We start from the raw sequence: 14,433 nt of genomic DNA, 5'->3' as shown, positions 1-14,433 counted from the left end.
GTTGCGAGCATTCACGCTTTTTTGACCTTTAGTGCCTTAGCTTTCCTCATCTTTTTTACACAGCAGCCTCTCTATGTCGCCCTTCAAAGGCCAAACCGGTCTAAAACGTATCCTCAATGCCGCAGGCTATTCTCTGGACGGCCTGTCAGCCGCTTTCAAAGGCGAAGCCGCTTTCCGCCAGCTGGTACTGCTTAACGTGGTGTTGGTCCCGCTGTCGTTTTTCCTGCACGTCAGCAAGGCCGAGCATGCCTTGCTGATTGCCGTCTGCCTGCTGGCCCTGATTGTAGAGCTGCTCAACTCTGCTGTAGAGGCTGCCATCGACCGGATCTCTCTGGACCTGCACCCGTTGTCCAAGAACGCCAAGGACATGGGCAGCGCTGCCCAGTTCATCGCCCTGAGCATGATCGCTCTGGTGTGGGGCATCGTGCTGCTGGGTTAGGCTTGTTCAATACAGGCTTGGCAGCACGATCTCGTCGCTGCGCTTCACCCCGGCGGTGAACGCGCGGCACAGTTCGAGGAATTCGCGCATGGCTGACGTCTGATATTTCTGTTTGTGCCAGATGAAATAGAACTGACGCGCCAGATCCAGCTCCGGGGTGGCCAGTTCCACCAGATTGCCGCGACGAAACGAATCGCGTAGCGCCAGTCTGGAAATGCAGCCAATGCCCAATCCGGATTCAACTGCCCGCTTGATGGCTTCGGTGTGTTCCAGCTCCAGTCGGACATTCAGCCCGTTGCGGTGGTGACGCATGGCCTGATCGAACGTCAAGCGCGTGCCTGAACCTTGTTCTCGCAGGATCCAGGCTTCATGGGTCAGTTCTTCCAGCGTTACATGGGCGCGTTTGGCCAGTGGATGCTGTGGGGCGCAGAACACCACAAGTTCGTCTTCGACCCAGGACTGCACCTCGATGTCCGGGTGGCTGCAATCGCCTTCGATCAAGCCCAGATCAATCTCGTAGTGGGCAACCTGTTGCACAATATGCGCGGTGTTCTGGACGTGCAGCTTGACCTGGCTTTCCGGGTGACGCTGCATGTAGCCGCCGATCAGCAGGGTCGCCAGATAATTGCCGATCGTCAGCGTTGCCCCGACGGCCAGCGAGCCAAAGCCTGATTTACCGTTCAGCAGGTCTTCGATTTCCTTTGCCTGATCCAGCAGAGCGACGGCCTGCGGCAATAATTGCCTGCCCGTGGCGTTAAGGCTTAGCCGCTTGCCGGCGCGGTCAAACAGCTGGCAGCTCGACTGGCGCTCCAGCTCGGTGATGGAGGTGCTGGCAGCCGACTGCGAAAGCGAAAGCAGCACGGCTGCTTTGGAGACGCTTTCCTGCCGGGCGACGGCAACGAACACTTGGAGCTGACGAAGAGTAAATCGCATATCTATATAACCGATAACCTATATCTTGATAATTCATTTAACAGATATTGTGTCTGCCACTAGAATGTCGCGCAATAGCGCAGTGCTTCTGCGCGCACTATTTTTTCAGGAGTCTTCACGTACATGAGCAACATGAACCACGAGCGTGTCCTCAGCGTCCACCATTGGAACGACACCCTCTTCAGTTTCAAGTGCACCCGCGACCCTGGTTTGCGTTTCGAGAACGGTCAGTTCGTCATGATCGGTCTGCAGCAGCCAAACGGTCGTCCGCTCATGCGCGCCTACTCGATTGCCAGCCCGAACTGGGAAGAGCATCTGGAATTCTTCAGCATCAAGGTGCCGGACGGTCCGTTGACCTCGCAGTTGCAGCACCTCAAGGAAGGCGATGAAATCATCATCAGCAAGAAGCCTACGGGTACGCTGGTGCTGGACGACCTCAAGCCGGGCAAACATCTTTACCTGTTGAGCACGGGTACTGGCCTGGCGCCGTTCATGAGCGTGATTCAGGACCCCGAAACCTACGAGCGTTTCGAGAAAGTCATCTTGTGCCACGGCGTGCGTTACGTGAACGAAGTCGCCTATCGCGAATTCATCACCGAGCATCTGCCACAGAACGAGTTCTTCGGTGAAGCGCTGCGTGACAAGCTGATCTACTACCCGACTGTCACCCGCGAGCCGTTCGAGAACGAAGGTCGCCTGACCGATCTGATGCGCAGCGGCAAGCTGTTCAGCGACATCGGCCTGCCACCGATCAACCCGCAGGACGACCGCGCCATGTTGTGCGGTAGCCCGAGCATGCTCGACGAGACCAGCGAAGTGCTCAACAGCTTTGGTCTGACCGTTTCGCCACGCATGCGTGAGCCTGGTGACTATCTGATCGAGCGTGCATTCGTCGAGAAGTAAGTCGGCCTTACAAAACCCGCCTCGTCCCTGAAGGGATCAGGCGGGTTTTTATTGCCCGGGATTTGTCGTTGGCATCCCTTCAGGCCAGCAGCACTTCAAGCACGCAAATCACCCCGGCCTGCGGGTAGTGCCAGCGTACGTCCAGATCCCAGAACTGAGCGCCGTAGCGGCGTTCCGGCGTCGGTAGCTGATAGGCCGGGCGCGGGTCTTGCGCCAGGCACTGCTCGATCAGTTCGACCAGTGGCTCACTCAGGCGTAGTGCGTGTTCGCAAGCCTGCAGCAGGGCGGCGTCCTGCCACTGCACCGGTATCAGGGCGGGCGCAGCACTGGCGATCTGGTTGGTCGCCTCAGTGATGGCATCGGCGTAGGGCACGTATGGCTTGATGTCCAGCACTGGTGTGCCATCCAGCAGGTCGATGCCGGACAGCCACAGGCGACCGGCTTCGACTTTGTCCAGCCTGACCACCGACTGGCCGATGCCATTGGGGCGATGCGTTGCGCGGGTGGCAAATACCCCCATCGACTGATTGCCGCCCAGACGCGGAGGGCGCACCTTCAGGCGCGGCTTGTCTTCAAGCGCCATATGGAACAGAAACAGCAACCAGACATGACTGACCTGTTCCAGCCCTTGAACAGCCTCACCCTGATCGAAAGGCGCTACCAGCTCCAGCACTCCACGTGCTGCCGGGGCCAGCTGTGGCTGGCGGGGGATGGCGAATTTCTCCTTGAAACAGGAGCGTACGAAGCCGACAGGGGAGACGTTGTAACTCATGGTGTCGACCGGTTCAGCCACGCACGCGCAGGGTCAGACCCTTGAGGAAATTGCGTAGCAGTTGATCGCCACAGGCGCGGTAGTTGGTGTGTCCGACCTTGCGGAACAGCGCACTCAGCTCTGGCTTGGAAACCGGAAATTCTGCGGATTTCAGGATGGCATGCATGTCGTCTTCTTTCAGTTCGAAGGCCACGCGCAGTTTCTTCAGAACAATGTTGTTGGTAATCGGCAGATCAATCGGCTGCGGCGGACGGCTTTCGTCCTTGCCACGCTTGAAGTAGACCAGGCCATCGAGAAAATGCGCCATGATTTCATCGCTGCAATCCAGATAGCCCTCTTCTTCCTCTTTCTTCATGAAAGCGATGACATCGCTTTTGGACACTTCAAAACCGGTCAGACCGATGATTTCGACAACCTTGCTGTCGCTGATATCGAGCATGTAGCGCACGCTGCGCAGTACGTCGTTGTTCATCATGAGGCGTGTTTCCTGATAAGTCGTATGGCGGCGCGTGACGATGGTCATGCGCGCGGTAATAAGGTCGGGTGCCGAGGGAGTTAAAACTTTTCCTTGGTCGTCATGTAGCGCCACTGGCCTTCGGGCAGTTTGCCCATGGACACGCCGCCGATACGGATGCGACGAATGGCGACGATCTTCAGGCCAACGGCTTCACACAGCAGGGCAATGATGCCGGGCTGCGGGTTTTTCATTGCAAAGCGCAGGCGGTTCTCGTTCTGCCAGCTGGCCTTTACGGCGGGCAGTTCCTTGCCTTTGTAGGTCAGGCCGTGATTCAGCCGGTTCAGGCCGTGAGCAACCATTTCGCCCGATATTTCCACCACGTATTCCTGCTCGATCTTGCTGCGGTCATCGGTGAGCTTGCGCAGGATTTTCCAGTCCTGGCTGAACACCATCAAGCCGCTGGCATTGGCCTGCAGGCTTGAAATCGCCTCAAGGCGCATGAAGTGGCCCTTGAGCGGACGCTTGCTGTAGCTGTGCTCGACCGAGAGCGTGCCCGGCGTGATCATCTGCAAAGCCTCTTCGGCGCTTGCCGAGGCGGGTTTGTGCAGAATGATCGTGACCGGTTCAGGGGAGTCTGCCTTGGCATCCGGGCTGAGCTCGACTTTCTGGGTGCTGACCTTGAAGTGCGGCTCTTCGATGACCACGCCGTCCACAGTAACCCAGCCACCCTCGATAAACAGTTCGGCCTCCCGGCGGGAGCAACCGACCAGCTCGATAAGGCGTTTGGAAAGGCGAATGGGGTCTGTCATGAAGAAAAGCCGTTTACTGATGAGAAAGGCGCCATTGTAACCGCCTCACGCTGGTTAATCGCGGCAACATTGCATTTGCGCTGTAATCGATGTCAGTTACGACGGGGCAGGCGCATTCTGAGCATCGGATAGGGCTGACCCAAACCGTCGACTTCAGAACGGCTGAAAACTTCGAAACCATGCCTGAGGTAAAACCCCAGTGCCTGAGTGTTCTGCTCGTTGACGTCCAGTTCACGGATGTCGAAGTGCTCGATTGCGTGGGTCAGCAGCTGCGTGCCCAGCTTTTTACCGCGATGGTTCGGGTCGATGAACAGAATATCCAGTCGGTTTTTGTTCACGCCCGCAAAGCCCGTGATCTTGAGCTGCTCGTCCCGGGTGCAGAACAGCGTCACGCTGTCCAGATACTGTGTCAGCAACCCCTTGAGCCTGATGATGTAGGCGTCCGGTAGAAAGTCATGGGTGGCGCGAACCGAGCGCTCCCACACCTCGCTCATCTCCGGGTAATCGTTGGTGTCCGGGGTATATAACCGCATCTCGCGTTCTCCTTTCGGCCAGTCTTGCATAGACAACGGCCAGACACGAAAAAGCCCTGCCGGTTCAAGGGCAGGGCTTTCGATTACGGCAAGGGACTGTGCTTACAGCACCTCGGCCCACAGGTCGTATTCGTCAGCGTCGGTAACGCGGCACATGATCTTGTCACCGGGCTGAACGGTGCTGCCATCTTCCAGACCGATGAACACGTTGCCGTCGATTTCCGGAGCATCGAAGAAGCAGCGGCCTACGGCACCACGATCATCGACTTCGTCGATCAGCACTTCGATTTCCTTGCCGATCTTCATTTGCAGGCGCGCAGCGCTGATTGCCTGCTGGTGAGCCATGAAACGATCCCAGCGGTCCTGCTTGACGTCATCTGGCACGATGGCCGCGTCCAGCAGGTTGGCAGGAGCACCTTCAACCGGCGAATACTGGAAGCAGCCTACGCGATCCAGTTGGGCTTCGGTCAGCCAGTCCAGCAAGTACTGGAAGTCTTCTTCGGTTTCACCGGGAAAGCCGACGATGAAGGTCGAGCGGATAATCAGATCAGGACACTGCTCGCGCCAGTTCTTGATGCGTGCCAGTGTCTTGTCTTCAAAGGCTGGCCGCTTCATCAGCTTGAGGATCTTCGGGCTGGCGTGCTGGAACGGGATGTCCAGGTACGGCAGGATCTTGCCGGCTGCCATCAGCGGAATCAGTTCGTCGACGTGCGGGTACGGGTAAACGTAATGCAAGCGAACCCAGACGCCCATCGAACCCAGCGCCTGACACAGCTCGGTCATGCGGGTCTTGACCGGCTGGCCGTCCCAGAACCCGGTGCGGTATTTGACGTCTACGCCATAGGCGCTGGTGTCCTGGGAGATGACCAGCAGCTCCTTCACACCGGATTTGACCAGACGCTTGGCCTCATCGAGTACATCGCCAACCGGACGGCTGACCAGCTTGCCGCGCATCGACGGGATGATGCAGAAGCTGCAGCTATGGTTGCAGCCTTCGGAAATCTTCAGATACGCGTAATGGCGCGGGGTCAGCTTGACGCCTTGTGGCGGCACCAGGTCGATCAGCGGATTGTGGTCCTTGCGGGGCGGCACGACATCGTGCACTGCGTTGACCACTTGTTCGTACTGCTGCGGGCCGGTCACCGACAATACGCTTGGATGCACATCGCGAATGACGTTTGCGTCAACGCCCATGCAGCCGGTCACGATGACCTTGCCGTTTTCCTTGATCGCTTCGCCGATCACTTCCAGCGACTCGGCCTTGGCCGTATCGATGAAGCCACAGGTGTTGACCACCACCACGTCGGCGTCCTCGTAGGTCGCAACGACTTCGTAACCTTCCATGCGCAGCTGGGTCAGGATGCGTTCGGAATCAACGAGTGCCTTCGGGCAACCCAGTGAAACGAATCCGACCTTTGGGGCGGACGGCGTGGTGACGGTGGACATGGCAAACCTCGGCGTGAAGGGCACCCGGACGCGAAGCGCAGGTGCTGACTGGGCGCTTGCTGCGCCTCTGATCAAAAAGTGCGCAATTCTAGCGGTGAGCGGGCGCGATGACCAGCGTTTGGATGAGAATTGCGACGTATGTCAGGCGAGAGGAGGATTTATGCTCAAAGAGCGCTTGGCTGTTGAGAGAGCCTGCATGCTTTGTCTGCGCAATTGTCAGGTTCGGGAGGGAGGCGCATTGGTTGAGACCTTCAGGATGTGCAGGACGTATTAGGCTACGCTCTCGGCCGCGAGTTGGAGTCGTATTTGCCTGGAGGTTGTCCCGTTTCAGCAGATTCGCACTGATGAAACGGGAGCCATCGCTATAAGGGGTCTAGCCCCGGGCCGATTGACCTGTCAGCCGCGCGGCTCGTGCATCGGGCACCCATTGTGCTGACTGCGAAAGCCCGCCGAGTGTTCGTAGGCAGGTTTGCGCACTCGCATCACTCCGCCCAGCGGACGGTGCGCTGCAAGACCATGCCAAGGGCTGAATGACATGCCTTCGTCGATTTCCTGAATGCCTTGCTCGGACCACGAGGATTGGCGGGGGACATCGATTCGAGCGACTGCAACGTAGGGGCTGAGGTCTTCCGGCCAGATCGCCGACGCATCCTCTACCGGCATCTTCTCCAGGTCCGTGGCCAGCTGGATACGAACCTCCCAGCTGGCATCGTTTTCGAGGAAAAACGCTTTGACTGCCTCACGCAGGCCATCCGGCTTGTCTTTCAGGTCCACAGCCTTGTCGGTCAGCGCCATCAACTCTGCGGAAATGGGGACTACGCTCAGCTTGGCGTAGTAGGGCCCGTACAGAAAAGGTACGACGGTGTAGAACGTCTCGCCGAGAATATGAGTCATCGGGTGCCCGCCGAGACTTCTCAGCGTGCCGCTCTCGCCGCCGGCAGACTCGATAGTGGACTCGATACCGCGAAGGACGGCAGACAGCGCCTTTTTCATGCCCGGCGCTTTGTCAGTTGTTTTGGCCAATAACTTCAAGGTTTTCAAAAAAGCCTTGGGGTCCCTGGCAGTGAAGGCCTTGGCGTTCTGCATGACAAAATCCTGGGTCGATGCGTCTGCGCTACCGGGCAAGCGCGTGCCCTCGATGCCCACAAGTTTGATCGCCAGCCCCCTGGGCGTAGAGACCTTGTCGTCAAGAATATCCCCCGGGTTGGTTGAGAACCGCATGAAGAGCGGGAAATTTCCAGGTTTCGCAAACGCGCCTTGAGCCAGCGGCTCGGGCAGGTCGTCATAGACCTGAATCTGCCCGCGAAGTAACCCGTGTGCCTTGGCATGCACACTGCGAATGGCGTGCCCGGTGTCTTGCAGAGTGGTTTCAAGAATGGAATGCATGGCTTCCACCAGCTCTTTGCTGGTTTGCGCTTCATCGTCGGGGACGACTTCAAATGAGGGCTGGAAGCGTAATGGCTGAACAGTCAGATTTTTTGTAGTCATCAGGGCATCTCGGTCAGAGGGATCAGGGTACCCGGACGTCGATACGGTTCTTGATGACCTTTCAGGCGGCAGGCTTAAGTAATGACCGGCCGGTGTTTGCGTCGTTCAATGATAAATACCTGCCCGAAAACTGCGTGAAAGGCGGGGCGCGTAGGCCTGATCATTCTCGTCGTTCGCGTTTCACCAAGAATTACATCGAGTGCTGCGTTATGCTTCGCGCCATCGCGCCGAGGCATGTCAATGTCTGGCTGAATCTGAATTGTTACGCGTTGTGATGTTCTCAGTGTTGAACCTCATGTCTGGTTTCCGGGAGTAGTGGATGAGTCAAACAAACAGTCATGGGGAGGCCGCAGGCACTGCCAGGCCTATCGGGTTGCTGATCGCGGCAGTGGGGGTGGTTTACGGCGATATCGGCACCAGCCCGCTGTACACCCTCAAGGAAGTGTTTCAGGGCGGTTACGGCGTGGAAGTCACGCATGACGCCATACTCGGGGTGTTGTCACTGATCTTCTGGTCGCTGATCTGGGTCGTTTCTTTCAAGTACATGGCGTTTGTTCTGCGTGCTGACAACCAGGGCGAGGGCGGCATCATGGCGTTGATGGCGCTGGCGCGTCGAGCATCGGCCAAACACCCCAAACTGCAAATGATGATGGTGGTGTTCGGGTTGTTCGGTGCTGCGCTGTTCTATGGCGATAGCATGATCACCCCGGCGGTCTCGGTATTGTCGGCGATGGAAGGGTTGGAACTCGCCTTCGATGGCCTCGCTCACTGGATCGTGCCCATGGCGTTGCTCGTGCTGGTGGGACTGTTTCTGATTCCNGTCGGCGATGGAAGGGTTGGAACTCGCCTTCGATGGCCTCGATCACTGGATCGTGCCCATGGCGTTGATCGTGCTGGTGGGACTGTTTCTGATTCAGCGCCACGGTACCGCACGCATCGGTGTGCTGTTCGGCCCGGTGATGGTGACCTGGTTTCTGGTGCTGGGTGCGCTGGGCGTTTACGGCATCATGCAGTCGCCGGAAGTGCTCAAAGCGGTCAATCCGGCCTGGGGTGTGAACTTCTTCATCATCCATCCGGGTATTGGCGTTGCCATTCTTGGTGCTGTGGTGCTGGCCCTGACCGGTGCCGAGGCACTTTATGCCGACATGGGGCACTTCGGTCGCAAGCCGATTTCGCGTGCCTGGTTCATCCTTGTGCTGCCGGCACTGTTGCTCAACTATTTTGGCCAGGGTGCGCTGGTGCTGGGCAACCCTGAGACGGTTCGCAACCCTTTCTATTTGCTGGCACCGGGCTGGGCGTTGCTGCCACTGATCGGCCTGTCGACGATGGCGACCATCATTGCCTCGCAGGCGGTAATCTCCGGCGCGTTCTCGATGACGCTGCAGGCGATCCAGCTGGGCTACATTCCGCGCATGCATATCCAGCACACCTCCAGTGATGCGCAGGGCCAGATCTACATCGGTGCCGTCAACTGGGCGCTGATGGCGGGTGTCATTCTGCTGGTGATCGGCTTCGAATCGTCTGGCGCGCTCGCATCTGCGTACGGCGTGGCAGTGACCGGGACCATGCTCTGCACCACCATTCTGGTGTCGACGGTGATGCTGATGCTCTGGAAATGGCCGCCGTTGCTGGCTGTTCCGTTGCTGATCTGCCTGCTGCTGGTGGATGGCCTGTTCTTTGCGGCCAACGTACCGAAGATCTTCCAGGGCGGTGCCTTCCCGGTGCTGGCAGGTGCGGTGCTGTTCATCCTCATGACCACCTGGAAGCGCGGTAAGCAACTATTGGCGGAGCGGATTGACGAGGGCGGCCTGCCGTTGCCGATCTTCATCGGCAGTATTCGCGTTCAGCCGCCGCATCGCGTGCAGGGCACGGCGGTATTCCTGACCGCACGTTCGGATGCCGTGCCTCATGCGCTACTGCATAACATGCTGCACAACCAGGTACTTCACGAGCAAGTGGTGCTGTTGACGGTGGTGTATGAGGACTCACCGCGTGTGCCTGCCGCGCAGCGCGTTGAAGTGGAGTCCTATGGCGAGGGTTTTTACCGGGTGATTCTGCACTTCGGTTTCATCGATGAGCCCGATGTGCCTGCTGCGCTGGCCTTGTGTGATCTGCCGGAGCTGGATTTCAGTCCGATGCGCACCACTTACTTCCTCAGCCGCGAAACGGTGATCCCGTCGAAGATGGATGGCATGGCGCGGTGGCGTGAGGCGCTGTTCGCGTTCATGCTCAAGAATGCCAACGGTAACCTGCGCTTCTTCAAGCTGCCGTTCAACCGGGTGATCGAGCTGGGTACGCAAGTAGAGATGTAAGCGTTCGCCGGCAAGGCCGGCAGCGTGAATAAAAAAATCCCGGCGACCTCACGGTGCCGGGATTTTTTATGCCGTTCAGACTTCTATCTAGCGGCGCTTACTGAGCGGTAGCCTTGCCCTGACGCTTGTTGATGGCGTCGATCAGGCGTTTGGCCAGTGCCGGATAGTCTTCATCGAAGTGGTGACCTCCAGGCAACTGAACGGCTTCGCCGACTGCGGTAGTGTCGGTGCAACCGCTGTCTTTCTTCTCTTCTACACCATAAACACAGAACACCTTGGCGGCTGGCAGCTTGGCCATTTCCTGTCCGGTGGTGGCTTCCTTGCCTGCATTGCCGAGCCAGCCATCGACGTGAATCTCGAAACTGCCGGTGCGGGCGAAGGCCAGCAGAATGATCGCGTCGACCCGATTCTGATCATCCGCAGCCAGGCGATTGTAGATCGCGGGCATCACGTCCGCGCCGAACGAGTAGCCAGCCAGGATGAAGCGCTTGGTGCCCCATTTCTGACGGTAGTGGTTCATCAGGTCGGTGAGATCGACAGCGGTCTGCTCAGGTGTCTTGTGTTCCCAGTAGTAGCGCAACACGTCGATGCCCACCACCGGATAGCCCATCTTGGCCATGTCGCCTGCCACGACCTTGTCCAGGTCGCGCCAGCCGCCGTCACCGGACATGAACAGCGTCACGGTATCGGAAGGCTGGCTGGCCGGGACTTCGACGGTCGGGATACCCAGGCCGCCACTGTCGTTCTCGCCGAGCAGCAGGTGACGCAGTTCAGTGTTGAGCACCTGAGGCAGCGGAATGTCGTAGTCGCTGATGCTGGTGTCGGCGTTGCTCTGGTCACGCACGAACGCTGCGCTCGGATCATCCGGGGCGTCGTTCCAGGCGGCCAGCCAGTGCCCGTGCGGAGCTTTTTGCGGCAGCGGCACGTCGCAGATCTGCGGCGGTTTCTCGTCTTCCTCCAGAACAGGCGGCGGATTCGAAACATGCTCAAGCGCAAACCCGACGGAAATGGCCTGCGCCTTGTCGTCGGTCTGTTCGGCCAGCCAGCGCCACGCCAGGGTCGCACCAGGGCCTATGCCTCCAACAACCTTTGCAGGGCCGTCGAGCTTCGCCAGGGCTTCCTGAAAGGTTTTCTGTTGCAGGACGCAGTCGTCCTTGGGCAGTACCACCTGAATGATGCGTGCCGAAGCGTCCTTGCTGATCGCCAGCAACTGCTTGTCGGAGAGCATTTCTTCGGCGGTGACGGCCAGCGCAATGCGGGTCTTGATGCTGGTGGCCGGTGTCACGCTGGTCAGCGGCGCGCCACCGTCAAGGTTCAAGTGTTCCAGCGATGCGGGCGGGGCGGGGCGGTTCCAGATCCATATTCCCAGTGCTACGACTAAAAGAACAATTACCAGAGCTGCAAGCAAAAGGCGCCAGGAGCGTCGAATCATCAGCGTTTCACCAATCCAGTCAGGCCGCCCGCAATCAGGGCGGCGGTGTCAGCCAGTGCCACGAGCGGATCAAGTCCGGCAGGCACGGCCATATAACGAGGTTCCCAATCGGGCTGGAACTTGTCCTTGAAGCGGCGCAGCCCCTGGAAGTTGTACAGTTGTTCGCCACGACGAAAGATCATCGAACCCAGGCGCTGAGTGATCGGCGCGCCACGTCGTGGCTGCAGGCCGGACAAAGGCACCATTCCCAGGCTGAACCGCGCATAGCCCTGGGCTTTATAATGCAGAATCAGGCCGACCATCATGAATTCCATGGTCAGCTTGGGGGCGTCCGGGTGAGAGCGCATCAGGTCCAGGCTGGCCAGTTCCGGGCTGGTGGTTTCCAGCAGGTTGGAAAACGCGACCGGTTTGCCCTGAAAGTGCACGATGGCAATGCGGAAGTACTTCAGGTACTCGGTGCTGAAGCGGCCTAGGGAGAAGCCTTTTTCACGGACATTCTTGCCCGTCAGCCAAGCGTCGGAAATCACTTTCAGCTCGTCGATCGGTGCCTGGCCCGGTTCGTAGATTTCCAGCGAAAGACCATCGCGGCCACCTCGGTTCCAGGTGTAACGCAGGTCCTTCATTTCCTTGCCCTTGGCGTCGATATCGAAGCGCCGCAGGTCGACGCGCGCCTCTTCACCCAGCTTGATGGCGGTGAGGCCGATGTCCATGTAGAACGGCAGGTTTTCTGCACGTACCTGGTAGAACACCGGGCGCGCATGGTGCACGTCGCACAGGTCGCGGAACTGCCAGATCAGCTCGGCACGCTGCTGGGTCGGGCCAATCGGATCGTAAAGCGCAACCAGACTGCGGCCGCGATGCGAGTACATCAGGAATGCATTACCGGCCGGATGGAACAGGATCGCCTTATCGCCGGTCAGCACCAGGCCGCCATCCGGCTGTTTGGATGCTTTGAGGATCTCGGCTGCCTTGTCCAGATCTGCCGCGTCGGGCAGTTTGATGACTGGTCTGGCAGTACGCAGCAACCAGGTCAGCGAAACCACCACCAGCAGCACTGCGCTGCCCAGTGCCGAACGCAGGCCGCGCGGGGCATCTGCATCCAGTGTGAACTGCCACCACAACTGATGACTGTAGGGCACGTCCTGATAGGCGAACAGCAACAGCCAGATCGAGGCACCGACCACACAAATGCTGGCAATCAGGTAGACTGGCGAGAACGGCAGCTCCAGCAGGCGGCTTGGACGGTAGAACGAACGGCGGAAGGTCAGCAGCAGGCAGGCGGTCAACAGCAGCATGCTGGCTTCTTCCCAGTCGAAGCCCTTGAGTATCGACAGCACTGCGCCCACCAACAGCAGGATAGAGGTCAGCATCCAGGCCGCCGACAGTCGACGGCGCAGGCCCTGAGCGAGCAGCAGGCACAGCACGCCCACCAGACTGGCCCCGAAGTGCGACGCGTCGATCAGCCGATGCGGGATCATGAAGCCGACGTTTTCCAGTCGGGTATCGATTTCAGGGGTGGCACCAGAGAAGAGCAGCACCACCCCCGACAAGAAAACCAGTAGGGCCAGAATCGGTGCCGCCAGCCCCGAGGCAACGCGCATGGCTTGCTTGGTCGGCAGCAGGCGCTGGGCTTCGGTAAACAGCAGGGTAAGGCAGGCCAGCAGCAGCGGCAGGATCACGTAGATCAAGCGGTAAAGTAGCAGCGCAGCGGCGAGCGGGGCGGCACCCAGTTCGTTGGCAAAGGCTGCGAGCAGAATGGCCTCGAACACGCCGACGCCGCCAGGCACGTGGCTGAGTACGCCAGCAGCGAGCGCCAGCAGATAAATAAGGATGAACGCACCGAGAGGCGGCGCGTGCGGCAGCAGCAGGTACAACACCATCGCCGCAGCAGCGACGTCCAGCGCGGTAATCACCAGCTGGATCAGCGTCAGCTTCAAGTCTGGAAGACGCAAGGTACGACGACCTAGGCGAACCAGAATATTGTGCGGGATGTCCTGTTCCGGCAGGCGGCGACGGTAGACGAATACCGCCAGCAGCAGGCTGCCCACCAGTACCGCCGTGGCAACGACGGCCAGTACGTCTACTGGAAGCTTGAGCGCCAGTGACGCGCCGGACAGGTTGCTGAGCGTGGCCAGTGCCGCCAGGGGCGGCAACGCACAGCCCAGTGACAGGCTGGCGAACACGGTCATGCGGGCAATTTCGATTGCGCCTACGCCATGGCGTGAATAAAGCCTGTAGCGTACCGAGCCACCGGACAGCATCGACAGGCCGACCGCATTGCCGATTGCAAACGAGGTGAAGCCGCCGAGAAGCAGCGTCTTGATGGGCAGATCGACATTGGCATAGCGACTGGCGGACAGTTCATAGCCCATCAGGATGATATAGCCGACGATTGCCGCGAGCAGCGCACCGCCCAGAGCGGGCAGGGGCACTGCGAACAGTGAGTCGTGCAGCGCATACCAGTCCATTTCGACCAGCATGTGGCGGCAGGCAATAAGGGCCAGGCTGAACAACAGCAGCATCACCGCCAGCCCGATAGGCTGCCGGTATTTGCTTAGCAGCTCCCGCCAGTTCTGGCGTGGTGGGCTGCCGGGTTGCTCTGCATCAACGGTTTCATTGGAATCGGACATGTTGTCGCGCATCAATCACTCCTTGGATCGTGCGCGACAGGATGGAGGTATGCAGCCAAGTTACCAATCCCTACGCAGAAAATATTTCAGGATGTTAGCGCGTCAACGTCTAACGAGCGAATAGCGAATCCGGCCAGGCGATGCTGTTCAGCCGAGGTTCAGTCGTGATTCAGCTTAGTAACACCTATCGGCAGCGCATGCAAAAACTGTCGTCAATGAAAGCATTACGTTACAGATGTGATGATAGGGTTTCAAAGGGCTTGGAAAATAGTCTTTTTT

Annotated in this window: 10 protein-coding genes and 2 pseudogenes; 3 read left to right on the top strand and 9 right to left on the bottom strand. The window is 58.9% G+C overall.

All coding sequences use genetic code 11. The features are described from left to right. Nucleotides 1–73: 73 nt before the first annotated feature. Complete coding sequence (locus AO068_RS00205; RefSeq protein WP_058399668.1) at nucleotides 74–439, top strand: diacylglycerol kinase; 366 nt, start codon at nucleotides 74–76, stop codon at nucleotides 437–439. A gap of 6 nt (nucleotides 440–445) precedes the next feature. Here AO068_RS00205 and AO068_RS00200 read toward each other — a convergent pair whose 3' ends face one another. Continuing rightward, nucleotides 446–1,372: a LysR family transcriptional regulator gene (locus AO068_RS00200; protein ID WP_002554681.1), complete on the bottom strand. Its 927-nt coding sequence runs from the start codon at nucleotides 1,370–1,372 to the stop codon at nucleotides 446–448. A gap of 123 nt (nucleotides 1,373–1,495) precedes the next feature. Between AO068_RS00200 and fpr the strand changes: the two genes are divergently transcribed. Continuing rightward, on the top strand, nucleotides 1,496–2,275 hold the full coding sequence (gene fpr / locus AO068_RS00195; RefSeq protein ID WP_002554680.1) for a ferredoxin-NADP reductase: 780 nt from the start codon (nucleotides 1,496–1,498) through the stop codon (nucleotides 2,273–2,275). A gap of 79 nt (nucleotides 2,276–2,354) precedes the next feature. On the opposite strand, the gene tsaA is transcribed toward fpr, so the two are convergent. From tsaA to AO068_RS00160, 6 genes are all read right to left on the bottom strand, one after another. After that, the gene (gene tsaA, locus AO068_RS00190; RefSeq protein ID WP_058407453.1) at nucleotides 2,355–3,047 is read right to left on the bottom strand and encodes a tRNA (N6-threonylcarbamoyladenosine(37)-N6)-methyltransferase TrmO; all 693 of its coding nucleotides are present in this window, start codon (nucleotides 3,045–3,047) and stop codon (nucleotides 2,355–2,357) included. A 13-nt stretch (nucleotides 3,048–3,060) separates the two neighbouring features. Beyond that, nucleotides 3,061–3,522, bottom strand: a complete 462-nt coding sequence (locus tag AO068_RS00185; protein ID WP_002554678.1) for a DUF1456 family protein — start codon at nucleotides 3,520–3,522, stop codon at nucleotides 3,061–3,063. A gap of 80 nt (nucleotides 3,523–3,602) precedes the next feature. Continuing rightward, nucleotides 3,603–4,313: an rRNA pseudouridine synthase gene (locus tag AO068_RS00180; RefSeq protein ID WP_058399669.1), complete on the bottom strand. Its 711-nt coding sequence runs from the start codon at nucleotides 4,311–4,313 to the stop codon at nucleotides 3,603–3,605. A 92-nt stretch (nucleotides 4,314–4,405) separates the two neighbouring features. Next, nucleotides 4,406–4,846, bottom strand: coding sequence for a GNAT family N-acetyltransferase (locus AO068_RS00175; RefSeq protein ID WP_058407341.1), 441 nt, complete (start codon nucleotides 4,844–4,846; stop codon nucleotides 4,406–4,408). 102 nt (nucleotides 4,847–4,948) lie between these two features. Continuing rightward, complete coding sequence (gene rimO, locus AO068_RS00170; RefSeq protein ID WP_057402364.1) at nucleotides 4,949–6,292, bottom strand: 30S ribosomal protein S12 methylthiotransferase RimO; 1,344 nt, start codon at nucleotides 6,290–6,292, stop codon at nucleotides 4,949–4,951. 396 nt (nucleotides 6,293–6,688) lie between these two features. Next, nucleotides 6,689–7,780: a catalase family protein gene (locus AO068_RS00160; RefSeq protein WP_058407339.1), complete on the bottom strand. Its 1,092-nt coding sequence runs from the start codon at nucleotides 7,778–7,780 to the stop codon at nucleotides 6,689–6,691. Nucleotides 7,781–8,099: 319 nt separating this feature from the next. On the opposite strand from AO068_RS00160, the pseudogene AO068_RS00155 reads away from it, so the two are divergent. Further along, a pseudogene (locus AO068_RS00155) lies at nucleotides 8,100–10,092 on the top strand (potassium transporter Kup). Between the two features lie 97 nt (nucleotides 10,093–10,189). Here AO068_RS00155 and AO068_RS00150 read toward each other — a convergent pair. Both AO068_RS00150 and mprF read right to left on the bottom strand, forming a co-directional pair. After that, the gene (locus tag AO068_RS00150; RefSeq protein WP_058407338.1) at nucleotides 10,190–11,524 is read right to left on the bottom strand and encodes a virulence factor family protein; all 1,335 of its coding nucleotides are present in this window, start codon (nucleotides 11,522–11,524) and stop codon (nucleotides 10,190–10,192) included. Then, nucleotides 11,524–14,141 (bottom strand): annotated as a pseudogene (gene mprF / locus AO068_RS00145) (bifunctional lysylphosphatidylglycerol flippase/synthetase MprF). The gene AO068_RS00150 and the pseudogene mprF overlap by 1 nt, the downstream one beginning before the upstream one ends. Nucleotides 14,142–14,433 lie beyond the last annotated feature (292 nt).

Origin of the sequence: Pseudomonas sp. ICMP 3272, assembly GCF_001466905.1 — a bacterium.
In the GTDB taxonomy this organism is placed as follows: Bacteria; Pseudomonadota; Gammaproteobacteria; order Pseudomonadales; family Pseudomonadaceae; genus Aquipseudomonas; species Aquipseudomonas amygdali.
Note: the sequence above shows the minus strand (reverse complement) of the source record. Positions and strands in the feature narration are given on the sequence as shown.